The 24,072-nt window shown below is 57.2% G+C and carries 21 protein-coding genes and 1 other RNA gene; 18 read left to right on the forward strand and 4 right to left on the reverse strand.

All coding sequences use genetic code 11. From position 1 onward, the window contains the following. Positions 1–57: 57 nt before the first annotated feature. Positions 58–1,008, reverse strand: a complete 951-nt coding sequence (locus tag ABMA60_RS06690) for a YbgA family protein (protein WP_392800543.1) — start codon at positions 1,006–1,008, stop codon at positions 58–60. A gap of 57 nt (positions 1,009–1,065) precedes the next feature. Next, positions 1,066–2,703: a methyl-accepting chemotaxis protein gene (locus tag ABMA60_RS06695; RefSeq protein WP_392800546.1), complete on the reverse strand. Its 1,638-nt coding sequence runs from the start codon at positions 2,701–2,703 to the stop codon at positions 1,066–1,068. A 134-nt stretch (positions 2,704–2,837) separates the two neighbouring features. On the opposite strand from ABMA60_RS06695, the gene ffs reads away from it, so the two are divergent. From ffs to ABMA60_RS06760, 13 genes are all read left to right on the forward strand, one after another. Further along, positions 2,838–2,934: signal recognition particle sRNA small type (gene ffs, locus ABMA60_RS06700), an RNA gene on the forward strand. Between the two features lie 115 nt (positions 2,935–3,049). Further along, positions 3,050–5,146 (forward strand): DNA polymerase III subunit gamma/tau, encoded by a 2,097-nt coding sequence (gene dnaX, locus ABMA60_RS06705; protein WP_392800549.1) that lies wholly within the window; start codon positions 3,050–3,052, stop codon positions 5,144–5,146. Between the two features lie 4 nt (positions 5,147–5,150). Further along, positions 5,151–5,474 carry a YbaB/EbfC family nucleoid-associated protein gene (locus tag ABMA60_RS06710; protein ID WP_392800552.1) on the forward strand — a complete coding sequence of 108 codons (324 nt, stop codon included), beginning with the start codon at positions 5,151–5,153 and terminating at the stop codon, positions 5,472–5,474. Positions 5,475–5,485: 11 nt separating this feature from the next. Further along, complete coding sequence (recR, locus tag ABMA60_RS06715) at positions 5,486–6,097, forward strand: recombination mediator RecR (RefSeq protein ID WP_392800555.1); 612 nt, start codon at positions 5,486–5,488, stop codon at positions 6,095–6,097. Beyond that, the gene (rnd, locus tag ABMA60_RS06720; RefSeq protein ID WP_392800558.1) at positions 6,090–7,229 is read left to right on the forward strand and encodes a ribonuclease D; all 1,140 of its coding nucleotides are present in this window, start codon (positions 6,090–6,092) and stop codon (positions 7,227–7,229) included. The genes recR and rnd overlap by 8 nt, the downstream gene beginning before the upstream one ends. Then, positions 7,213–7,497 (forward strand): YcgL domain-containing protein, encoded by a 285-nt coding sequence (locus tag ABMA60_RS06725; RefSeq protein ID WP_392800561.1) that lies wholly within the window; start codon positions 7,213–7,215, stop codon positions 7,495–7,497. The genes rnd and ABMA60_RS06725 overlap by 17 nt, the downstream gene beginning before the upstream one ends. Continuing rightward, positions 7,497–7,940, forward strand: coding sequence for a YcgN family cysteine cluster protein (locus tag ABMA60_RS06730; protein ID WP_392800564.1), 444 nt, complete (start codon positions 7,497–7,499; stop codon positions 7,938–7,940). The genes ABMA60_RS06725 and ABMA60_RS06730 overlap by 1 nt, the downstream gene beginning before the upstream one ends. Before the next feature lie 23 nt (positions 7,941–7,963). Then, positions 7,964–8,341: a hypothetical protein gene (locus ABMA60_RS06735; protein WP_392800567.1), complete on the forward strand. Its 378-nt coding sequence runs from the start codon at positions 7,964–7,966 to the stop codon at positions 8,339–8,341. 103 nt (positions 8,342–8,444) lie between these two features. Continuing rightward, positions 8,445–9,110: a YEATS-associated helix-containing protein gene (locus ABMA60_RS06740; protein WP_392800570.1), complete on the forward strand. Its 666-nt coding sequence runs from the start codon at positions 8,445–8,447 to the stop codon at positions 9,108–9,110. Positions 9,111–9,228: 118 nt separating this feature from the next. Beyond that, positions 9,229–11,718: a VWA domain-containing protein gene (locus ABMA60_RS06745; RefSeq protein ID WP_392800573.1), complete on the forward strand. Its 2,490-nt coding sequence runs from the start codon at positions 9,229–9,231 to the stop codon at positions 11,716–11,718. Between the two features lie 190 nt (positions 11,719–11,908). Further along, positions 11,909–13,570: an AMP-binding protein gene (locus tag ABMA60_RS06750; protein WP_392800576.1), complete on the forward strand. Its 1,662-nt coding sequence runs from the start codon at positions 11,909–11,911 to the stop codon at positions 13,568–13,570. 125 nt (positions 13,571–13,695) lie between these two features. Further along, positions 13,696–17,598, forward strand: a complete 3,903-nt coding sequence (hrpA, locus tag ABMA60_RS06755; protein WP_392800579.1) for an ATP-dependent RNA helicase HrpA — start codon at positions 13,696–13,698, stop codon at positions 17,596–17,598. Further along, on the forward strand, positions 17,595–18,545 hold the full coding sequence (locus ABMA60_RS06760) for an alpha/beta fold hydrolase (RefSeq protein ID WP_392800582.1): 951 nt from the start codon (positions 17,595–17,597) through the stop codon (positions 18,543–18,545). Before hrpA ends, ABMA60_RS06760 begins: the two co-directional genes overlap by 4 nt. Positions 18,546–18,572: 27 nt before the next feature. On the opposite strand, the gene ABMA60_RS06765 is transcribed toward ABMA60_RS06760, so the two are convergent. Then, a complete protein-coding gene (locus tag ABMA60_RS06765; protein ID WP_392800585.1) occupies positions 18,573–18,911 on the reverse strand; it encodes an EscU/YscU/HrcU family type III secretion system export apparatus switch protein in 339 nt (112 codons plus the stop codon). Then, positions 18,908–21,130: a hypothetical protein gene (locus tag ABMA60_RS06770; protein WP_392800588.1), complete on the reverse strand. Its 2,223-nt coding sequence runs from the start codon at positions 21,128–21,130 to the stop codon at positions 18,908–18,910. Before ABMA60_RS06770 ends, ABMA60_RS06765 begins: the two co-directional genes overlap by 4 nt. A 117-nt stretch (positions 21,131–21,247) precedes the next feature. On the opposite strand from ABMA60_RS06770, the gene ccmA reads away from it, so the two are divergent. The 5 genes from ccmA to ccmE all read left to right on the forward strand — a co-directional run bounded on the left by ccmA (position 21,248) and on the right by ccmE (position 24,057). Beyond that, complete coding sequence (gene ccmA, locus ABMA60_RS06775; protein ID WP_392800591.1) at positions 21,248–21,865, forward strand: cytochrome c biogenesis heme-transporting ATPase CcmA; 618 nt, start codon at positions 21,248–21,250, stop codon at positions 21,863–21,865. Further along, entirely contained in the window at positions 21,862–22,539 is a 678-nt protein-coding gene (gene ccmB / locus ABMA60_RS06780) for a heme exporter protein CcmB (protein ID WP_392800594.1), read from the forward strand. Before ccmA ends, ccmB begins: the two co-directional genes overlap by 4 nt. A 77-nt stretch (positions 22,540–22,616) precedes the next feature. Continuing rightward, positions 22,617–23,408, forward strand: a complete 792-nt coding sequence (ccmC, locus tag ABMA60_RS06785; protein WP_392800596.1) for a heme ABC transporter permease CcmC — start codon at positions 22,617–22,619, stop codon at positions 23,406–23,408. Next, positions 23,408–23,620: a heme exporter protein CcmD gene (gene ccmD / locus ABMA60_RS06790; protein ID WP_392800600.1), complete on the forward strand. Its 213-nt coding sequence runs from the start codon at positions 23,408–23,410 to the stop codon at positions 23,618–23,620. Before ccmC ends, ccmD begins: the two co-directional genes overlap by 1 nt. Beyond that, entirely contained in the window at positions 23,617–24,057 is a 441-nt protein-coding gene (gene ccmE / locus ABMA60_RS06795; protein WP_392800603.1) for a cytochrome c maturation protein CcmE, read from the forward strand. Before ccmD ends, ccmE begins: the two co-directional genes overlap by 4 nt. The last annotated feature ends 15 nt before the right edge of the window (positions 24,058–24,072 follow it).

Below are 24,072 nucleotides of genomic sequence, written 5' to 3' on the forward strand. Positions count from 1 at the left end.
AGTGAATGATGCTGGTGTCCTTGTACGCACCGGGAGGGTGGTTTGGTTCACTGTTGGTTAAATCGGATTGCGCAGGCCCAATGATTCCGGATAAGGGTCGAGAACGGTTTGTTGGCGCAGATAAGGAAAGTCGTCGCCGTGCAGAAACACATAATGTTTGATCATCGCAACCGGTACGATAAAGGGCACGATGGCCTGTTGGTATTGATCGATGCTGTGCCGCAGCGAGGCTTTTTCCTTGTCGCTTAATTGTTGTTTGAAGTAGCCCATCAGGTGCTGCAATACATTGACGCGTTGGCCCCGGCTGGGCACTTTTTTCAAGGCGCTCATCAATTCGGTTAAATAGCGATGACCGAGTTCAGCCAACTGACTGCGATCGCTTAAATCCGACAGTAATTGCCCCAGAGACTTGTAGCGATTGTAATCGTGCATCATTAATAGATATTTTTGTCGGGCGTGAAAGTCGATCAAACCTTTGGCCGATTGCCAGGGTTGTTCAGTACGCCATTGATGATAAACATAAAGCCGCTGCACAAAGTTTTCCGCCAGGCCGGGATCGCTTAAGCGGCCACTTTCCTCGACGGGTAACCAGGGGTAGTGCTCCAGGATGACTTGGGTGTGAATGCCGACGGCGCTTTTTTCCGGAACCGGTTTATCGGTATAGAGTTTGACCCTTTCCATGCCGCACGAGGGTGAACCCTGCATGACCACATAGCCGTCGATGTCTTCCAGTTCAGGTAGGATGCCTTCGGCATAGCGGCGCAAGGCATCGGTGTGATCGACACTGGCATCGCTGCTGTTGACGGCACGGGTGCCCGCATCGGCCTGGATCAGTCGAATGGTTTCGCGCGGTATGCCTAAACCGATGCCAACTTCGGGGCAGTAAGGGCGAAAGTCAGCAAACTGACCGAGTGAATCGGTTAGCCAGCGATGCAGTTTATGACCGCCGTTGAAGCGTACCTCTTCACCCAGTAAACAGCTGCTAACGGCCAAGGTCAGTTTCGACATACTTTACGACTCATTACCAAATCCAAAGACACATTACGCCGCTGTCACCGTTGTGGATTACTGCCTGCCGCTGCGCAACTGCGTCAGTTGGCGATTAAAATCTGTCGCCAATTGCGACAGCTCTTCGCTCAACGCATGGGCGTCGCGACTTTCCCCGGAGGTATCTTCGGCCAGGTTGCGAATCTGCATAATCAATTCGCTGAGCGATCCGGCAACGCTGGTTTGTTCTTCGGCGGCGGTGGCAATCTGCTGGTTTTTTTCATTGATCTGAGTGATGGCGACCAGAATTTCATTCAGATGAGTACCGACCTCGACCACCTGGCTGGCGGTGGATTCAGTTTGGCCGCGACCGGTTTCCATGGCGCGAACCGATTCTTCAGCGCCACCACGAATGGATTCCAGGATGTTTTGGATTTCGACGGTCGATTGCTGAGTTTTTTCTGCCAGCGAGCGCACTTCATCGGCGACCACAGCGAAGCCGCGTCCTTGTTCACCGGCGCGTGCCGCTTCAATCGCCGCGTTCAGCGCCAACAGATTGGTTTGCTCGGCGATGCCTTTGATAACGGTCAGCACCGAGCCGACGTTTTCCGATTCCTGTGCCAGGCGGGAAATGGCTTCAGCGGTCGATTCGGTATCGTTGACCAGCTTTTGCATGGTGTGTTGTGCGCGTTGCATGGAGTCGCCACCGCTGCGTGCCAGTTTTTCGGTGTGGTTGGTGGCTTCGGCCGTCTCTGCTGCATTGCCGGCGACTTCGCGCGACGCCGCTTCCATTTGTTCAATCGCCGTGGCGACCTGATGACTGAGATCGCTTTGGTCGGCGGTGGTTCTGGCGAGGCCACCGGACATGGTGTCGAGCTTGTTAACGGCATTTTGCAACGCTCTGCCGTTGCGTTCCAGATCGGTAATCATGTCGTTCAGAAAGCTGCGCAGAAAATCGAGCGTTAGCGCCAGATCGCCCAGTTCATCGCGCCGTTTCAGTTTGATGGGCTGATCGTATTGGCCTTGCTGAATATGTTCCACACCAGCCTTTAGCTGGTGGATTGGCTTGATAATGGAGGCGCGAACAAAGACCAGAATGGCGCCCAGGATGATCAGGCTGCAGGCCACCGCAAAACTCAACGAAATGGTTAAGGTGGTATCGGCATTCTGACTGGCCTGAGCGGAAGCCATGTTAGCGCGTTCGGCCAGTTGCAGACCCAGGTCTTCCATTGCCGCCGAGGGCGCTCGATCAATGCCTGAAACCGCTGCATCACCGACGGTATGATCAAAGCCGCTGCGGATAAAGGCTTGTCGACCTTCTGCGTAGGCAATGCCCATATTGCGGTGATCAATCAGAAACTGTTCGGCGATGGCGCGCAGTTCGGGGTTATCGGACAGGCCATCAACCAAGAGCTGAACTCTGCTCTGAACGTCTTGCTCCAGCGTCTGGAAGCTGCTCCAGTAGCGCTCCATGCGTTCCGGGTCCTGGCCGCGCAACAGCACATTTTTCCATTCCTGGACCTGGCGTTTGAAATCCAGATTGGCGAGATCAGCATTTTTTTCCAGTGTTTTCAGCTCTGTTAGCACGTTCTCCAGGTTGTTCACCGAGCGTTGCATGGAGAAAATCCCGGTAAAGGCGATCACTGCCATAGCCAGGATGCTGACCAAAATTGCCAGCAGCAGTCGAAACTGCAAAGTGGGTTCGAGGCGTTTCATTGATAAATCTCTCTGGCTGGTTTGAACGACATATCGACGATTCAGTGGTGTTGTCTAGTGCGAGTATAGAAGCTCTGCAGCGCTTGAGATTTTTATTTAGGCAGGCATAATGCCGCGCTCTGTTAGGGTGGCTCTGTCGGTCCCCCCGCAACGAGAAGTCGTGAATCCCGCCAGGCCCGGAAGGGAGCAACGGTAGCGGCTGTATCGGGTGCCGGGGTGTGGCTGATGGAGCCGCCACCCAGTCTTTCTAAGCCTCTGTTTTACTTCGTTTTTTCCTAACCATCTGGCAGCGCCAGCTCATCCCGGTTAGGATAGGCGTCCGTCGAATTCGCAACCCCGAGCCGTCATGTCCTATCAGGTACTGGCACGCAAGTGGCGCCCGGCCACCTTCGCTGACATGGTGGGCCAGGCCCACGTCCTAAAAGCCCTGGTCAACGCCCTGGACCAGCAGCGGCTGCATCACGCCTATCTGTTTACCGGCACCCGTGGTGTCGGTAAAACCACCCTGGCGCGTTTGCTGGCTAAAAGTCTGAATTGCGAAGAAGGCGTTAGTTCGCGCCCCTGTGGTGTTTGTTCGGCCTGCCGCGAGATTGCCGAGGGACGTTTTGTCGATTTGCTGGAAATCGACGCTGCTTCGCGCACCCGGGTGGAAGACACTCGTGAGCTGCTCGATAACGTCCAGTACGCGCCGACGCGTGGTCGCTACAAGATCTATCTGATCGACGAAGTGCATATGCTGTCGACGCACAGCTTCAATGCCTTGCTCAAAACGCTCGAAGAACCACCTCCGCACGTCAAATTCCTGCTCGCCACCACCGATCCGCAAAAACTGCCGGTGACGGTGTTGTCGCGCTGTTTACAGTTCAATCTGAAGAGCATGACGCGCGAAGGCATCGTCGGTTATCTGCAGCATATTCTGGTGCAGGAGCAGGTGGCTTATGACGATCCTTCTTTGTGGCTGCTGGCGGAAGCAGCCGCCGGCAGTATGCGCGATGCGCTCAGTCTGACCGATCAGGCCATTGCCTTTGGCGAAGGCCAGCTGCGTGAGACCGAAGTGGCCTCCATGCTCGGCACCGTCGATCTTAAGCGGGTGCTGAATCTGGTGCGCAGTCTGGTGGAGAAAGACGCCGCCGGTCTAATGTCGCAAGTGGCGGAACTGGCGGAGCATACCCCGGATTTCCGGGCGCTGATGAACGAGTTGCTGTCGACCCTGCACCGGGTGGCGATTGCGCAGGCCGCGCCCGATGCCTTGGATAACTCCAAAGGCGACCGCGATGCGCTGGCGGCTTTGGCTCAAGCCGCCCAGCCGGAAGACGTGCATCTGTTCTATCAGTTGGGCACGGCCTCGGTAAAAGATCTGGCCCTGGCGCCGAGCGAACGCGCCGGCTTTGAAATGGCGCTGCTGCGTATGTTGGCGTTCAGTCCGAGCCCGGCGCGGTCGGTGTCGGATCTGCCGCCTTTGGCTGGGCAGACCATTGCCGATCCGCAACCGCAAGCGCAATCAGAGCAACCCGAACCAGCATCGTCTGAAGAGCCGACACCACCACCGGCGCAAGTTGCGCCGCCGGAAGATAGCTCTGCTGCGGTCTCCAATTCGTTTGAATCGAGCGAAAAACAAACTGAAACGGTTGAGCCTGAGAGCCTTAACTCTCAGCCAGTCAGCCCAGAACAACCCTCACCACTGGCAGCAGAGCCAGTTGAAGCCGTTACTGAACCGGTAACAGAGCCTGAGCCTGAGCCAGCGACGATGTCGGCAGCGGACATTGCGCCGGAAACCGTTACTGAGCCAGATTCAGCCAGCGATAGCGTCCAGCCTGAGGCATCACCGCCTTGGGAAGAAGCTGACGTTCAGTCTGAGTCGGCGGCACCGACGCCCGAACCCGAGGCAGCAGTATCGGCGACTGAGCCAGAGAGTAATGCGCCTGAAGCCAGTTCTGAGCCAGCATCGGTTCAGCCCACATCGGTCCAACCTGCTGCGACCCAGGCAACCTCCGATGAAGCCGTTAATCCGGCGCGCTGGCCGGAAGTGGACTTTCAGGCCGACCCGCGTCGCTGGTGGCAGGTGACTTTATATAAGTTGGGTTTAAGCGGTATGACCCGGACGCTCTTTGCCCATTCGCAATGGCAGGGCTACGCTTCCGGCCGCGCTCAACTGTTGATCGCCACCAACTATCGCAAGTTGATGAACGACACTCACTGTCAGCGTCTGCGTGAAGCTTTGGCCGGTGTGTTGCCCGATTTTCAGGGTTTTGACTATGAGTTTGGTGCCGCCGAGCAAACACCTCAGGCGTGGCTTGATCAATTAAATCGCGCCGCCTGGGAGCAGGCGGTCACAGATTTGCAAGAGGATCGGTTTATTCAGTCGCTGGTCAGCGATTTTTCCGCCGAGCTGCGCACCGATACCGTCCAACCCCGTTTTAACCCTTTACCGACAGGAGCCTGAAACGATGAAAGGTGGCATGGGTAATCTGATGAAACAGGCCCAGAAGATGCAGGAAGATATGCAGCGCATGCAGGAGGAGGTCGCCAATGCACAGGTGACCGGCGAATCCGGTGCGGGTCTGGTCAAGGTGGTGATGAATGGTCGCCACGATGTCAAACAGGTCACGCTCGATGACTCTGTGATGCAGGAAGACAAAGAACTGCTGGAAGATCTGCTCGCCGCGGCGGTGAACGATGCCGTGCGCAAGGTTGAAGCCTACAGCCAGGAGAAGATGTCGTCGGTGACCGCCGGCATGCAACTGCCACCTGGCTTCAAGATGCCTTTCTAAGACGGCCGTAGATGAGTTACACCCCGCTGACCGAACAATTGATGGATGCGCTCCAGGTATTGCCTGGGGTTGGCACGCGTTCGGCACAACGCATGGCGTTGCAACTGCTGGAGCGTGATCGCGCTGGCGCTGCTGTGCTGGCTCAGGCGTTGTCCGCGGCGCTTGACGGCGTCCGCCACTGTGAGCGTTGTCGTGCGCTCAGTGAACAGCCGCTGTGCGAAGTGTGCAGCGACACTGACCGCGATGCGACACTGCTGTGCGTGGTGGAAACGCCAGCCGATCGCGAAGCCATCGAGATGTCCGGCAGTTATCAGGGGCATTACTTTATTTTGCAGGGCCAGCTATCGCCGATTGACGGCATCGGCCCGGAACAATTGGGTGTGCCCATGCTGGTATCGCGCGTCCGTGATGCGCAGGTGCGCGAGGTGGTTCTGGCCACCAATGCCAATATGGAAGGTGAAGCGACGGCGCACTATCTGATTGAGCAGCTGCGACCACTGGATGTGGAGATTTCCCGTCTGGCTCAGGGCGTACCGTCCGGACGCGAGCTGGGTCGGATCGATAGCAGCACCTTGTCTCATGCGCTCAGCGATCGGAGGAAGCTTGGCTTCGAGCATGACTGATAGTCCGATCTGGATTTCCGGGGATTCGGCCCTGGCCGAGGCGTGCCAGCGTTGGTCGAAAGCCGAGGTTCTGGCGCTGGATACCGAATTTGTGCGCACCGAAACCTACTTTGCACGCCTGGGTTTGATTCAGGTGGCGCTCCATGGTCAGTGCAGTCTGATTGATCCGCTGACGATTACCGACTGGGCGCCGCTGGTCGATATTCTCGAAAATCCCGCCATCATCAAGGTCTTTCATTCGTTATCGGAAGACGCCGAAGTTCTGTTGCACAGCACCGGCGCTAAAGTCGCTCCCGTCTTCGATACCCAGATTGCCGCGGCTCTGGCCAATCATGATCTGCAAATGGGCTTTGCGCGCCTGGTGGACGCTGTCTTTGATGTGCAGTTGCCCAAAGAAGCCACGCGCAGCGACTGGCTAAAACGTCCTTTGGATGCGGTCCAGTGCGAATACGCAGCGGCCGACGTCTACTGGCTGGAAAAACTCTTCAATCAATTGGCGCCTGGGCTGCGTGAACAGCATCGCTTCGATTGGGTTATTGAAGACAGCAACCGTGCCGCCGCCGATAGCCTGCCTAGCGATCCTGCGGTCTATTACCTGCGGTTGCGCGGCGCCTGGAAACTGAAGGGTGAGCGCCTGATGGCGTTGCAGCAGCTGGCGCAATGGCGAGAGCTACAGGCGCGCGAACAGGACGTCAATCGTTCGCGTATCTTGTCGGATGCCGAGATCATTCAAATCGCCGACAGCATGCCGACCAGCCACAATGCGCTCGGTAACCTTAAAGGCTTGCATCCGCGTAAAGTCCGGCTCTTTGGTCAGGCGGTGCTCGATATTCTGGAGCAGGCAAAAGCCGCACCTCGTGAGCAGTGGCCAGAGCGTGTGCCGGGTCCGTTGCCGGTAGCGCAAGCGGATCTGATGCGTGATTTGAAACAACATCTGAGTCAGTTGGCGGAGCAATTAGCGGTGCCGGTCGAAGTGCTGGCACGTCGCAAACAGCTGGAAGCACTGGTGCGCAGTGGCTATCCGCAAGGCGCTTATCAGGCGCCGGCGCCCTTGCAGGGCTGGCGGCAACGGTTAGTAGCCGAACCCTTGGTGCAGTATCTGGAGGAGCAGCGTGATGCAGCCAACGACTGAACGCGCTCTGGTGAGTATCTTTCGTTCGCCGCGTCGCGCCGAAATGTATCTCTATCTGCCGCGCCCGGCACAGTTTGATGAATTACCCGAAGCGCTGCAGACACAATTTGGCGAACCCGAACACGTTATGGATCTGTTATTGACGCCCGAGCGGCGTCTGGCCCGGGTGGATGTGGTCCGAGTGCTCAATGACATCATTGAGAAAGGCTTCTACTTGCAGATGCCGCCGTCAGCAGCAACCCTGGCCAATTGGCAGGGAGACAGCTGATGGCGATGCAGCAACCTTTTTGGCGCACCAAAACGCTGGCGCAGATGAGTCGCAGCGAATGGGAGTCGCTGTGCGACGGTTGCGGCAAATGCTGTTTGCAGAAGTTGCAGGATGAAGACAGCGGCGAGGTCTACGCCACGCGTCTGGTCTGTCACTATATGACCTCAGACTGCCGTTGCAGCGTGTACGATAAACGCCAGCAACTGGTGCCGAATTGCGTCTGGTTAACCCCCGACGATGTCGACGACTTCTTTTGGCTGCCGTCGACCTGTGCCTATCGGCTGGTTGCTGAAGGGCAGGACCTGCCGGACTGGCATCCGCTGGTTGCCGGTGACGCCCAGCGTATTCACCAGACGCAGCAATCCATAGCCCACTGGGATCTGGTCGCCGATGACAGCGTGCCGGAACAGGATTGGGAAGAATACATCATTGATAACCTCTAAGAGGTGTCGGTAAAGGTGAACGGATGATCTACGAAGATCTGTACTGGACAGCAGCCACCATCTACGGTTTGGGTGTGGTCGGCTTCTGGGTGGTGATTTGGCGGTTCGGCCGATTGTTGCCGTGGCGACCGCTGCGCTGGTGGCTGACCTGGCTCTATTTGTGTGTCGTGCTCACACCCTGGCAAGCGACTGAGCCAGAGCCTTATTATGCGCCGGCCATTATTGTCGGTGCTTTTGACTTTCTCGATGTCGGCGTCGGCGGTTCGCTGCAGGTGCTGATGCCAATGATTCAAGCCATACTGGTCGGCACGCTGGTGATTGTTTTGGTCTCTATCGGCATGCGCATGCGAGCGATGAAGGCCTACGAGAAACAAGCCAGCGGTGATGGCGAAACCGGCTGAATTTTATTCCGGCACGCATTCTGCTATACCTTAGACCGTTTAGTTGTTACGAAAGAGGCGGATTACCGCCCGTTTTTCCCTTAGGGGCACTCAAGGAGTAGGCATGGCCAACCATATTTTCGTTCTAGTTGCCGTTATGCTCATGGCCGGCGTTTTTGGCGGACTGGTAAATTACTACATGCAGTCCCAATACGACCCGGACACCACCAGTCTGCCGCGCAGTCTGGTTGTGGGCATTGGCGCATCTTTCCTGGTACCGGTGATTTTGGCGCTGGTTAACAGCGACCTGATTACTGAAAGCAGCCAGGATTCCACCCGTTTTCTGATTTTCACCGGCTTCTGTTTGATTGCCGCTATCGCCAGTCGTTTTCTGGTCACCAGCGTGTCTGATCGGATATTGTCGGAAGCGCGTCGGGCGCGTGAGCAATCCGATCGGGTCATGCATGAACTGTATTTGGTACAGAACGAATTGCGTCCGTTGATCGAAACGGAAACCGAGGAAGACCTCAAAGTAGAACCCGAACCGATCACGCCGGAAGAAGAACCGGATGTCACCACCGCCAATGTCCTTAAGACGCTGGGCAATGGGCGCTATATTTTCCGGTCACTGGGTGGCCTGTGCAAAGAAGTGGATGTAGACGAACCGACCATGATCAAAACCTTGGAGATCATGGTGGCGCGCAATTTAGCGGGTCGCATCACTGGTAAGCAGGGTGTTCGCTGGCACCTGACCGACGGCGGACGCCGCCTGTTGGCGCGGATGAGCTGATCCTGCCAACCGATATTTAGTGATTGAGGACAAGGAGGTCCTCGCTCCCGCCTCAAGGCCACGCAGTCTCGGCCGATCTATAGAAAACCGATTCCAAACGACTGAGTGTGCGAATTCCGTGCGACTGTTTTTCCGCCTGTTATCGACCTCGCTGGTCCTTGCCTGGACGAGCCTGGCCGCTGAAGAAACCACCCAGACACCGACTGACGTCCGTGTGCTGATCGATATTTCCGGATCCATGGTCCAGACCGATCCGCAGAACCAACGAACTCCGGCCATTAACCTGCTGATTGATTCGCTGGCGGATGGCAGTGAGGCGGGCATCTGGACCTTCGGCCAATACGTCAATCTGTTGGTGGAACACGATACCGTTGATGATGAATGGCGTGAGCAGGCGCGCGCGGCCGTTGCCGCCCTGGAACCTATCGCACAGCGCACTAATCTGGGCGCGGTTATGGATCAGGCCAGTTACGACTTTGGCTACTCCAACTATCAGGCACCGACCGATGTGGTCTTGATCACCGATGGTCAGGTGGACATCGCTCCCAACGCTCAGGTCAATCAAGTCGAGCGTGATCGCATTCTTAATTCGGTGTTACCGCGTTACGCCAATGCCGGCGCTCGCATTCACAGTCTGGCGCTGACCGAGGCGGCCGACAGCGGTTTGCTGGAACAGATGGCCAGTCAGTCCGGTGGCGTGTTTGCGCAGGTTGATTCGGCGGCCGACATTCAGTCTTTTATCCTCGATGTGCTGCAGGCCGTTGAAACCGGTAACGAAATTCCGATCGACAACGCCGGTTTCGAAGTCGACTCCCAGATATCCGAAGTGACCGCCCTGGTGCTGCACGAGCGCGGCGAGATGGGTCTGGTCAGCCCGAGTGGGGAAACCACCACGGCTTTGTCGCCGGCCTTGGGTCAGCAGTGGCGTGTCGGACCAGGTTATACCCTGGTAACCCAGCGTCAGCCGCAGACCGGTCGCTGGTCGATTACCGGCCAGATCAGTGAAGGTTCGCGCATATCCGTGGTGTCCGATATGAACCTGCGCTGGCGTCAGCCGGGTGGATCGGTGACCTTGATGGGGCAGCCCATCCATATGGAGCTGGAAGCGGTGGACCAAAATGGTCAGCCGGTCCCAGACGAACTGACCCAGGTGATGGAACCGACGGTTACCGTCAACGATGAGGTTCGCAGCGGTGTGCGCTGGCGCAGTGGTATGCTCGCGGGCAACCTGCTCAACGTCTATGACGAAGGTCCCTTGACCGTCTCTGTGCGCGTTGACGGCGGTACTTTCCAACGCTTGTTACGCCGGACTTTCCAGAATCGCCCGCCCTTTATGTCCGAAGTGCTGGTCGTCGATGGCGATTATCAGTGGCGGCTCTATCCGGCGCATTCAGAATTGCAGCCCGGCGATGAAGATTTACGCGCCCAGGTCACCAGTCCGCAAGGCTGGCAACGCGAGATTCCGTTTGAAATGCAAAACGGTGGTTACTACAGCATGACGCTGGACGGTGACGCCGAGCCGGGTGATTACCAACTGACGGTGCTCGGTGATATGCGTTTTGATGGTCGAGCGGTCAACGATCTGGGCGTCGATCCGCTGACTCTGACATTGCCCATCGACCCGGCACAGCCGCGCGTCTGGGACCCGCAGGCGGCCGCTGCAGCAGCGGCTCAGGCACGTGCTGAGGCGGAGGCCCAGGCTATGGCAGCAGCGGCTGCAGCAGCAGAGCAGGCGGCGCAACAGGCCGACGCAGCGAGCGATGAACAGGCCATGGCCGGTGACATGGATGAATCCATGGCCGATGACATGGCAGCCGGCGATGCTGAGATGGCGATGGATGCATCCGGCGATGAGGCGGAACTGGCGATTCCTTATGTCAAAGAGCCAATGCCGCGGTTTGCTGAAATCACTTCAGATATGACAGCGCCGGGGCAGCAGCAGGGCAGTGCTCAAGCGCCGACAACCCGGCCGGAATCCACTACCGCCATGGACACGGATGACGCCCTTGTCGATGAAGAGGCCGAATGGGAAGGCAGCTCTGCTGCCGGTCCAGAACGCAATATCCCCTGGTTGCGCTACCTGCTGTATGCCGCTCCAGGTCTGTTGATATTGCTCGCCTTCTTTGCCTTCTTCAGGCGCCTGGAGCATCGCGGCAAATTGCGGGGCAATGACGACGAACTCAAAGAAGATCCGGCGCCGGATATCCGCAGTAATGATGTCGATGAGCTGGATCTGGCCGCTGGCTTTGGCGAGGACGACGTGCCTGAACTGGCCGACTGGGATGGCGAAGCGCCACTGGTGAGCGATCAGGTCGATCCGGAGCTGGAGTTGGAACCCAGCGAGTTGGATCTGGGCGATCCGATGGATCTTGAAGAGCCGGAACCGGAACGCTCGCCGCAGGACTATCTGGGGGAGCTGGATGAAGGCAGGGCCGAGGATGCTGAAATGCCGAGAACCCAGGCCGGTGATGACGAAGATGATCTGTTTGATATCAGTAATATCGAAGAGGACATGTCTGAACTGGAAGGTCTGTCGCTGGACGATGACGATCCGTTTGCCGAAGAAGATGGCGATGACGACGAGGACGACGCCCAGGCCAACCGTTGATCGCTCCTTCCGCTGGCCCGCTCGGGCCAGCTTCCTGATCTGTTTCTCTGTGCGCTTTTGGCATTAAAGAGTTGAATTTGCCTTGCTAATCAGGGGACAATCGCCGCCCGATACGTTTAAACGAGCGTTTGAATCAGCGGTATTTTTTGGTTCAACCAGCGTGCATACAACAAGAATGTCAGGAGTGCCCATGACTGAAGCTTATACTCATAATGCTTATCCGGCCGGGATGCAGGCCAGCATCGACCCGGAGCTGTATGACAGTGTCCTGGACATGTTTGACGAAAAAACCCGCGAATTTGCCGACAAACCGGCCTATACCTGCATGGGCAAAACGCTGACCTACGCGGACCTTGATCGTCTCTCAGCGGCCTTCGCCGCCTACTTGCAAAACGAAACCGATTTACAGCCAGGCGACCGCATCGCCGTCCAGTTGCCCAATATTCTGCAATACCCCATCGCTGTCTTCGGTGCGTTGCGCGCCGGCATGACCGTGGTTAATACCAACCCGCTCTATACCGATCGCGAGTTGGAGCATCAGATGAACGACTCGGGTGCCAAGGCGCTGGTGGTTTATGCCGGTATGGCAGCTCAGGCCATCCGCGTGCAGCCGAAAACCCCGGTAGAGCGGATTCTGGTCACGGAAATCGCCGATCTGCACCCGGGCTTCAAACGCGTGCTGATCAACACCGTGGTCAAGCGTGTTAAAAAGATGATTCCGGCCTATGATGCCAGCCGTGTCGGCTCTTTCCGTCAGGCACTGAAAAAGGGTGCTGGTCAGTCATTCAAGCGGACGGCAGCGGCGCACGAAGACACTATCATCCTGCAATACACCGGCGGCACTACGGGTGTTGCCAAAGGCGCCGAGCTGACCAACCGCAACCTCATCGCCAATATGTTGCAGTGCTACCAGTTCTTTAAACTGGCACTGAATGACGGCGAAGAAACCTTTATCGCACCCTTGCCGCTGTACCATATTTACGCTTTTACCGTGAACTGCATGACCATCATGCTGACCGGTAACCACAATATTCTGATCCCCAACCCGCGTGATATTCCCGGCTTTATTGGTGAGCTGAAGAAGTATCGCTTTACCGGTTTTGCGGGTCTGAATACCTTGTTTGTCGCCTTGATGAACAATGACGAGTTTAAGAACGTCGATTGCAGTGCCCTTAAGCTGGTGATTTCCGGCGGCATGGCGTTGAACCGCTCGACCGCTGAACGCTGGGAAGCCATGACCGGCTGCCCGGTGTCTGAAGGCTACGGTATGACCGAATCGTCTCCGGTGCTGTCGTTCAACCCGACCGGTTTCCAGCAGCTTGGTACCATCGGTATTCCGACACCGAGCACCGAAGTGCGTATCTGTGACGACGACGGCAAGCTGCAGGGCTTTAATGAACCGGGTGAATTGCAGGTGCGCGGCCCTCAGGTGATGAAAGGCTATTGGAACCGCCCAGACGATACCGCCAAGACGATCGATGCGGATGGCTGGCTGAAAACCGGCGATATCGCCGTACTTCAGGAAGACGGCTATATGAAGATCGTCGATCGCAAGAAAGACATGATTGTGGTCTCTGGTTTCAACGTCTATCCGAACGAAGTCGAGGACGTCTTGTCGGCGCATCCGAAAGTGGTGGAATGTGCGGCTGTTGGTGTTCCTCACGAAAAAACCGGCGAAGCGGTCAAAGTCTTTGTGGTCGCCCGCGAGCCGGTCGAAGAGCAGGAACTGATCGATTTCTGCCGTGAAAGCCTGACCGGATACAAGGTGCCGCGTCTGTTTGAATTCCGCGATGAACTGCCGAAAACCAACGTCGGCAAAGTATTGCGCCGGGAGCTGCGCGATTCCGAGTAATTCGCTGCTGTCGCTCTGACAATCCCGGCCTGGTGCCGGGATTTTTGTTTGTACTGACGATAAGCGGGTTTTGATCCATCCTCAGCGCCCCTATAATCCACGCCTTTGAGCTGTAACCGGACTGCATGAGTCAAACCGTCACACCCACCACCATTTTGCAGCAGTTGGATCGCTGCCTGGTGCGCGACCGTCATTATCTGCAAGGTCGTTGTGCCCAATGGCAGCAACAACTGCAGGCTGATCAACCTGCAGACAAGCTGGAGCGCGCCGTGACCGAGGTGTTTGAGCGCTCGCGCGCAGCTTTTGATCAGCGCGTGGCCAGTGTGCCTGACATCAAGTTGAACGAGACCCTGCCGGTCAGCGAGCGGGCCGACGATATTCGCAGCGCTATCGAGCAGCATCAGGTGGTGATCGTTGCCGGTGAAACAGGGTCGGGTAAAACCACTCAATTACCTAAGCTGTGCTTACAGGCCGGTCGTGGCCTGGCAGGACAGATTGGCCACAGTCAGCCGCGGCGACTGGCAGCTCGGTCGGTCGCCGACCGCATTGCCGAAGAATTGAATGTCAGCCTCGGTCAGGCGGTGGGTTATCAGGTGCGCTTCACCGATGCCACGGCTGACAACACCCTGATCAAGCTGATGACAGACGGCATCCTGCTCAATGAGATTCAGCACGACCCTTACCTGAATCGTTACGACACCCTGATCATTGATGAAGCGCACGAGCGCAGTCTGAACATCGATTTCCTGCTGGGTTACCTGAAGCGTTTATTGCCCAAACGGCCGGATCTGAAGCTGATCATCACCTCGGCCACCATCGATGTAGCGCGTTTCGCTGAACATTTTGATGGCGCGCCGGTGATTGAAGTCTCGGGTCGGACCTTCCCGGTGGATGTGTTGTATCGACCGATGAGTCCGGATGAAGACGATTACGCCGCCGATCTGCCCGGTGCCGTCCTTAATGCGATCGAGGAAATTGAGCGCTTGGAAAGGGCCGGCGAGACCCACAGTCGCGGCGGTGATGTCTTGGTGTTTATGCCCGGCGAGCGCGAAATCCGTGAAACGGTGCAGACGCTCAAGCGTGCCCAACTGCGCGATACCGAGTTGATGCCGCTCTATGCCCGGCTCAGCGCCAGCGAGCAGCAGCGCATTTTCAGTGACCACAGCGGCCGCCGCATTGTGCTTTCCACCAACGTGGCGGAAACCTCGCTGACGGTGCCGGGTATTCACTATGTGGTCGATTCTGGCCTGGTGCGCATCAGCCGTTATTCGACGCGTTCCAAGGTGCAGCGCTTGCCAATCGAGCCGGTGTCGCAAGCGTCGGCCAACCAGCGCGCTGGTCGTTGTGGCCGTATTGCTCCGGGGCTCTGTATCCGGCTTTACGACGAAGAAGATTTCCAGCAACGACCCGAGTTCACCGATCCGGAAATTCTGCGCACCAATCTTGCCTCGGTGATTTTGCAGATGCTGCAAATGCGTTTGGGCCTGGTGGAAGATTTTCCGTTTCTGGAAGCGCCGGATCAACGCCAGATTCGCGATGGCTACACTCTGCTCAGCGAACTGGCGGCAGTGAACGACAAGGGGCGCTTAACGCCGCTGGGTAAAGAACTGGCGCGCCTGCCGGTGGACCCGCGTCTGGGCCGGATGGTGATCGAAGCCAACCGCCAGAAAGCACTGGCCGAAGTACTGGTGATTGCCAGTGCGCTGTCATTGCCCGATCCGCGTGAACGGCCACAGGAAAAACAGCAGGCTGCGGCCGAAAAACACGCTCAGGACAAAGATAAAGACTCCGATTTTGTGGCCTTCTGGAACCTCTGGCAGCGCTACGAAGAACAGCGCCAAACACTCAGTCAGGGGCAGTTGCGCAAGTACTGCAAACAACAGTTTCTGAATTATCTGCGCATGCGCGAATGGCGCGATATTCATCGCCAGTTGACCTTGTTGTGTCGCGATTTGGGTTATAAAGCCAATGCGGAACCGGCCGGTTATGAGTCCATTCATAAGTCGCTGGCCGCTGGTTTGCTGAGCCAGATTGCGGCCTTTAAGGAAGATCGCCAGTACACCGCAGCGCGCGGTCGCCAGTGCCGGATTCATCCCTCGAGCGCCTTGTCACGGCGCGGCCCGAAATGGCTGGTTGCCGCCGAGCTGGTGGAAACCACTCAACTGTTTGCGCGCACCGTGGCGCGCATTGAGCCGCGCTGGCTGGAACCTCTGGCCGAGCATCTGGTGAAGCGTCAGTACAGCGATCCGCATTGGGAGAAAAAGCGCGGTGAAGTGATCGCCAAGGAGACCTTGACGCTCTATGGGCTGCCCATTGTCAGTCAGCGCAGCGTGCATTTCGGTCGCATTGATCCGGCGCAGGCGAGGGCGATCTTTATCCGCTCGGCGTTGGTGGAAGGTGAATTTCAGACCAAAGCCAAATTTTTCCATAACAATCGAGCTCGTATGGGCGAAGTGGTGGCGCTGGAAGACAAGGCCCGACGCCGCGATATTCTGGTCGACGACGAAACCCTGGTCGCTTTCTACGACGAACGCATTCCGGCTGACGTCGTCAACAGCGCTGGTTTCCACGCTTGGCTGAAAAAGCAACCGGATGTCGATCTGGAACTGACGCCCGACAAGTTGATGCAGCACCAGGCAGAGCAGATCACCGAAGCGCAGTATCCCGATCATCTGCTGGTCGAGCGCATGAAACTGCCGCTCAGTTATCGCTTCGAGCCGGGTCATGAAGCCGACGGTGTGACCTTGACGGTGCCCGCCGGTGCTATGGCGCAATTACCCGCAGCGCGGCTCGATTGGCTGGTGCCAGGGTTGCGGCGGGAAAAAATCATCGCGTTGTTAAAAGCCCTGCCCAAAGCCTATCGACGGAATTTTGTGCCGGTTCCAGATTTTGCCGACGCCCTGCTGGAGAGTCTGGAAGTCAGCGACACGCCTTTGCACAAAGCCATTGGTGAACGGCTGTTTCGGATGACCGGGATTCGAGTGCCGGAAAATGAGTGGCGGCTCGATCAGTTAGAGCCGCATCTGAGATTGCGTTATCGCGTGGTCGATGAAGCCGGCAAGACGGTTGCTGAGGGGCGCGATTATCAGGCCTTGATCGAACCGGCTAATGCCGGCTCGGCGCGCGATACGGCCAAGCCGAAGGCCAACCAATCCCGTCAGCAGCAACCCAGCCATATGACCGATTGGGACCTAGGCGAATTAGCGGATGTGGAACACTCCATCCAGGCGGGCATTCAGGTTGAGGTTTATCCGGCTCTGGTCGATAAAGTAAATGCAGTAGCGGTAGAGCGTTTTACTCACCCGGATTGGGCGCGGCATCAGCATCGCCAGGGATTGTTGCGGCTGGCCAGTTTTCGCCTGGCGTCAACACTGGATTATCTGGGCAAGCATCTGCCGCAGTTCCAGCAAAGCGCCTTGCTGTTTGCGCCTTACGGTCAGGCAGAACGACTGAAAGCAGATATACTCTGGGCGGCTTTGGACGATGCCCTGAGCGATGATTTACCCCGTGATCGGGCTGCTTTTGAAGCCTGGCTGGAACAGGGGCGCGGTGATCTGGTTGAAGCGGGTGAACGTCTGGCTAAACTGGCTCACGATGTTCTACAGCGACATCATCAGGTGCGTAAACAACTGAAGGGTAAGGTGTCCTTTGCCACCGCTTTTATCTATTCCGATATAGCGGCGCAACTGGACCGACTGGTCTATCCGGGTTTTATCAGCCAGACCCCGGCGCAGTGGCGCACGGAATTGACCCGTTACCTGGACGCCGCCGACCGACGCCTGAATCGGTCGGGCGGTATAGCGGGAAATGAGAACCTGTTGGTAGAGGAGTTGGCGAACTTCTGGCAACTTTACCAAGCCAAGGCAGATGCCTTGCAGCAACAGCAAATTCCGAGCGAAGCCCTTACTGAGTTCCGCTGGATGTTGGAAGAATATCGGGTTTCACTCTTTGCTCAGACCTTAGGCACCAGACACCCCGTCTCGGCCAAGCGTCTGAACAAGCAATGGCAGCAGGTGCTAGCAGCATGAAGCAAAGCGTTCATGAAGAAAGGTTAAAAGTCCCCACGGTTGGCGGGGGGCATCTGTTTGTTCGGCAACTGGCGCCGGAGCAATCCACCGCTGTGGTGTTGATGGTGCACGGCCTGGGTAACCAGGGTGATGTGTTCTTGCAAGATGGCCATGGTCTGGCCAATTACCTTTCTGAAATGGGTTATACCTGTATCGTTCCGGATATGATCGGCCAAGGGCAAAGTTGGCCGCATCGCAGCCGTCAGCTGAACCATGGCGCCGGCGTGATGATCCGCGAAGACTTGCCTCGCCTGGCCGCTGAGGCGCGACGCATTGCCAACGGCAAGCCCGTGTTTTTGGTTGGCGAGGGCTTTGGTGGTGTCTTGCTGGCATCGGCCTATGCGCGTATTTCGGCAATGCGGCCTCAGGTCGCTGGCATGGTGCACCTGGGGACGCGTCGCAGCACTCGTTTGGGCGGTGTGGCACATGGCGGTTGGGATGCCTTTGTCTGGCAGCGACTGCTGCCGTTATTAGGCAGTTTAAAAGGTGAAGTGCCTCTGCATTGGTTCCGCAAGTCGATGAATGCCGAATCGCTGCAGTTATTTCAGGATGCCAAAGCCTGGAATGACGGCGACTGGCACGGTCCGGGCTCAGACAGCTTTGATTACGCCGCCGCCGCTACCCAGCTGGATTGGCCGGCCAGTTTGTATTTAGCCCGTCGCCAAGGCGGCTATGGCGATCATCTGGCCGATGTGCGTGAGTTTATGCGCGAGCTGGGGACTCACAACGGTCGTCTGCTGGTGCTCGGTAAGCGCGATGGCAATCTGCGTAACTACGGACCGCTGTCGATGTTGCAGCACGATGATGCCTGGGTGGATCACTTCCCGGTGATTCTGGACTGGCTCAATGAGCGCCTGCGTCAGATGGATTCAGATGACAAGCCAGCACGTCATCTGGCCTCTGTTTAAGCTCAGCCTTTCAGGCTCTTGCCGAGCCTACTTCTTGCCGTAAGCGTCCCGTACCCGCTGATAAGCGGAGCGGGTCGCCGTCGGCGAAAATCCTTCCGGTACTTTGTCTTTAAGAAAAAACGCAAAAGCCAGGACGCGCGCCACCCATTCATACAGATCCGGTGGAATGGCCTGGCCGACGTTCATCTGCTGCAGAATATGCACCAGATCTTCATCCTGATAGACCGGTACATCGTATTCGCGCGCCAGGCGCAGAATCTCTTCGGCTTGCTCGTCGATGCCCAGCGCCGAAACAATGGGCGTGCGCTTGCCACTGTAGGTGAGAGCGGCGGCGGCGGTTGCAGATGGCTGCTGTTCATCACTCATGTGTGTACATCCACTAAGGGTTTGAAATCATCCGCTTCTGGCGTGCTCTTTTTGCGTGGCATGCCGTGACGGGTATGGAGTTGACGCTCCCCGAGCCCTTCTGTCCATTGTTCGAGCGTGCCCAGATGGCTGTTTAGAAAAGCCAGGGTGTTGCGATCTTCCGACCAGAAAGTCAGGTCGGTTTGTTGCGGCTCCCAGACCAGATCGGCGCATAACGGAGCCAGCGGTTCCAGTTCGAAAAACAGCCGGAACCGCCACAGCCGTTTGCCACCAGCGCCGCTGTCTTGCTCTGCATCCGATGCCTGTTCCTGCCACCATTCCAGGTTGGCCCAGGATGAGGGCCCCATCCAGATCAAGGGGATACTCAACTGCTGTACCGGTTGATTGGGGCCATCGCCACCCTGAGTCAGAGCGCTGAGCGTTTGTTGAATCGCATTGTTCTGGGTTTTGCCCTGAACCGCCTCGAGCCAATTGCGCAGTTGCAGTAAAGGTTGCAACTCAGCTGCGGATTGTTGGTTGGTTGGGTTGCCCGCGCCGCTGTTGTGAACCTGCGGTAGCGGCGGTGGGGGTGGGGGTTTGTCGAGACCGTAATTGAGATCGTTGGTGCGCAACAATTGCTGGGCGCGCTGCGCCAGGCTTTGTTGCAGGCTGGCAGGATGTTGACGAATGCGGTTGTCGAGCATCAATAACCATTGTGCCAGCCGTATTTCCAGCGGTGGCTGGTCCGTCGTGCCAGGCCGCGATGGCAACGGGCGCCAGCTCGATGCGGGGTTTTCGGCCATGGAGCCAGGTGTGGTTGTCGCAGCCGGTGGCGCAAGTTCTGTGGCGGTAGGAACTGTTGTTGTCGTTGTCACACTGACCGAAAACCTGACGCCATTGTCGCTGGAGTTAGCTCCCGCTGCGGGCAGGTTGGGAGTGACCGTAGTGGTGGTTGCGTTGGCCGACGATGAGGGTAAAACGGGCGTGACGGTCATTTTCAACTCGCCGGCCGGAATATTTTGCAGGGCGGACAGTGCTGACAACAGCGGCGGTGTCGGGCTTTGATTCACTAAGGTTGGCATGCGTTGCGGTTGTTGCAGCGCCAGCGCATCGACCGGTTGAATCCTGAGCAGTGCTTGAATTTCCGCTGGGATAGTAGCGGCGGCTTGGCGTGCTGGAGTGGCGGCCGCGTTAACGGCCGTGGCTGCGATGGGTGTCACCGCCGTTGGCTGTGCTGTGGTTATTTTCGCGGGCTCTGGAGCGGCGGGTGCGACCGTCGCGGCGATTTTGGCAAAGCCTTCGCGACTGGCAACCAGAGTTAATGGTTGGCTGGTACCGGTTTGCTGAATCGGTTGCCACTGTCCCGTTGGCTGTTGCTGCAAGGGTAGCCAGCGCAGGGGTTGTTGTTGCAGTAACGGCAGGCTGGCGCGTATCACTTCCACCAAGACACGCAGTGGCGTGGAGGCTGTTGTCGCTGCGCTCGATGTTGTTGCTGGCACCGAACCGGCTGGTGCTGAGTTGTTGTTTGCTGCTGCCGGCTTGTCACCACTGGAATGGGTAATGGGCGCACTGTTACTGCCGGTTGCCTGGGCATTATTGCTTTGCTGGTGGGTTGCCAAAGGCCAGGGCGGTGGGAGTAATGTCGTATTCCAGCTTTGTGGTGCATTGACGTTGCCTGCCTGAACAGGTGTCGCCAACGGCATAAATTCCTTGACCCAGTTGGCCACGGTGCGGGCGTTTAAAGCCGGCTTCTGGTTTAACCAGTCGAGCAGTGGTTTCAGCTCAGGTTGCTCGACGATCAATTGCTGCTGTACTGAGGTGGTTGGCAGCGGCGGTAAGGCGGTGGCATGCACTTTTGGCAAGGTATGCGCCTGCCAGAACTGCAATGACGCCTGCATCATACGATTGAGTTGCGCCGGCTCCGGGTTGGGCAGCACTCGGATCTGATCATCAGCAGTGGCTTCGATCAGCAGGACCGTGCCAGGCTGAAATGGCTTGGTTGACTGCACGCGGATCCACTGATCGTTCATCGATAACAGCAGTTCAAACGAGGGTTTGCTTGGCGTTCCCAGCTGATGTTGCTCTATCACCACAGCAATGGCCGGTGCTGACTGACGCAATTGTGCCAGGGCCTCACGCTGTGGTTGCAGCAGGCCTTCGCCACCTCGATGCGCGGTCCGGGTCGACAAGGTGCTGTCGACCGGGCGGCGAATGCTGTCGCTGCGATCAATCCCCGCCATGGGGTCTGTCCTCTTGGAGTTCTATGCCTAGTGTAGCGGCCAGAAGGGTGTCGGCTAAAGGTTCAGACGCAGCGGTCAAACCGCTATAATCGCGCCACATTTTTGGGTGGGATCACCATGACCCCAGTGTTGAGCGCGCAAGGGCTGCGTTGCGAGCGTGATGACCGGCTGTTATTTGACCAGTTGGAGCTGTCCTTGATGCCCGGAGATATTCTGCATCTGACTGGCCCCAACGGCAGTGGCAAAACCACCTTGCTGCGTGCTCTGGTCGGTTTGGGGCAGGCTGTCGAAGGTCAGATTCAGTGGTTTGGCGGCCAGTTTCGAAGCAATGAAAAGATTTGGTATATCGGCCATAGGCCAGGGGTCACATTGCTACAATCGCCGCTTGAAAATTTGCGCTACGGCCTTGCGCTGCGCGGCCTGGAGCGAAATGAGCAGGAGCTTTTTCAAGCCCTGGAGCAGGTCGGTCTGCGCGGTTACGAAGACCTTCCCAGCCGGCAATTGTCAGCCGGTCAGCAGCGGCGTGTTGCCCTGGCTCGGTTGTTTCTCGATACCCCATCCATTGCGGCCTGGGTTTTGGATGAGCCACTCACGGCATTGGATGACCGCGCGGTTGAACTGCTTAAAACACGCATTCAGCAATTTGCGGCTTCAGGTGGCAGCGTTTTGATGACCAGCCATCACGGTATGAGTGGCGATGCAGTGCGGACACTGGCACTGGGAGGCACTGAGTGAAGCTGAGTCGACTCTTCGCTCGGGTTTTGCAGCGTGAACTGCAAATGGCGTATCGCCGCCGCGCTGACCTGGCTAATCCGCCCTTGTTCTTTTTAATCGTCGTTGCGCTGTTCCCATTGGGCGTTACGCCGGATCTGGAACGTCTGGCGACGATGGCGGCAGGTGTGCTTTGGGTGGCCGCCTTGCTGGCCAATTTATTGTCGCTGGATTTGCTGTTTCGCAGTGATCACGACGATGGTTCGCTGGAGCAGTTATTACTGGCAGCTGCGCCACCGACACTTCTGGTCCTGGGCAAAGCACTGGCGCACTGGTTGGTGACTGGCTTGCCGCTGACATTGATGTCGCCGTTGCTGGGTTTAATGCTGGCGTTGTCGCCTTCGGCCATGCCGCTGTTGATGCTGAGCCTGGCTTTGGGCACCTTGACGCTGAGTCTGGTTGGCGGCATTGGTGCGGCGCTGACCGTCGGCTTGCGACAGGGCGGTTTGCTGCTGACGTTGTTGATCATGCCGTTGTTCGTACCGGTGCTTATTTTCGGTACGGCGGTGGTTCAGGCCGCAGCCGCGGGCTTGCCCTGGATCGGCCAGTTGGCACTGTTGGCGGCCATGGCGTTGCTGGCGCTGGTACTGGCGCCCTTGGCGACGGTCGCCGCGCTGCGCATAGCGGTCGAAGAATAACGATCAGCGCTGTCTTGGGTGGCGCTGGAAAATAAAATACAGCCGGGTGGCCGTGCCTGGCCGGAGTAGTACGCACGATGTGGCAAAGCACTGTTTGGCAAAGCTCTTTTTGGCAAGGCCTGGTGCGCTGGTTCCATAAATGGACCTCGCCAAAATGGTTTTACAACCTGAGTCGACCTCTGGGCGCCTGGATTGGCTGGCTGGCCCTTTTGATTCTGGTGGTGTCGCTGGTCTGGGGGTTGGCTTTCGCACCCATTGAACGGCTCCAGGGCAATAGCTATCGCATCATCTTTATTCACGTTCCCGCTGCTTTTCTGTCGCAGGCAATTTACGCCGCCATTGCTGCGCTGGGTCTGATTGGTCTGGTGTGGCGTATCAAGCTGGCTTTTTATCTGGCCAAACAAAGTGTTCCAATCGGCGCCAGTATGGCGTTTCTCGCTCTGGTGACCGGTGCTATCTGGGGTAAGCCGACCTGGGGTGCCTGGTGGGTTTGGGATGCGCGCCTGACCTCCATGCTGGTCTTGCTGTTTTTGTATCTGGGCCTGTGGGCCTTGCACAACGCCATGGAACGCCCGGAAAGTGGTGACAAGGCTGCGGCCATCCTGGCGTTAGTAGGGGTGGTCAACCTGCCCATCATTAAATTCTCGGTGGAGTGGTGGAATACGCTGCATCAGCCGGCAACGCTGAAATTTACCGAAGCACCGCCGATGCACATCAGCATGTTGATTCCCTTCTTGTTAGCCATCCTGGGGTTTTATCTGGCGGCGGTTGCCTGGGCGTTGAAACGCACCCGTCTGGAAATTCTGCAGCGCGAACGCCGCACTCAATGGGCGCGTGATGAGCTGGATCGGTTGGGAGGAAAATCCTGATGTTTGCTTTCGATAGCCTGGCCGATTTTTTCGCCATGGGTCGCCACGGTTTTTACGTCTGGACAGCCTATGGTTTTGCTGCCCTGGTGGTGATCTATAACCAGCTCAGTCCGTATCTGATGCAGCGCCGGCTGGTGGCTGAACATCGTCGTCGTCAGCGTCGTGAGCAGGGCGCTCAAGCTCAATCATCCGGTGGAGTCACTTCTTCATGAATCCAAAACGCAAACAACGATTGATCCTGATTTTATTGGGTACTTCAGGCGTGGCCGTTGCGGTATTGCTGGTGTTGTTCGCGCTCGGTCAGAACATGAATTTTTTCTATTCTCCGTCCGATATTGCCAAGGGCGATGCACCTCTGGATAGAGACATTCGCGCCGGTGGTATGGTCAAGGAAGGCTCGGTGCAACGCGACAGTGATTCGCTGCGTGTGAGCTTTGTAGTGACCGATTTCGCCTCAGAAGTTCAGGTCAATTACGAAGGCATTCTGCCCGACTTGTTTCGTGAAGGGGATGGAGTGGTTGCTATCGGCCGCTTGTTGGAAAACGGTCAGGTCGAAGCGTCCGAAGTTTTGGCCAAACACGATGAAACCTATATGCCGCCTGAGGTGACCGACGCCCTGGAACGGGCTGAAAGCGCCAGTATTTATTAATGCTTGGGCGATCAT

This window comes from Saccharospirillum sp. HFRX-2 (assembly GCF_043196805.1).
Classification (GTDB): Bacteria; Pseudomonadota; Gammaproteobacteria; order Pseudomonadales; family Natronospirillaceae; genus Saccharospirillum.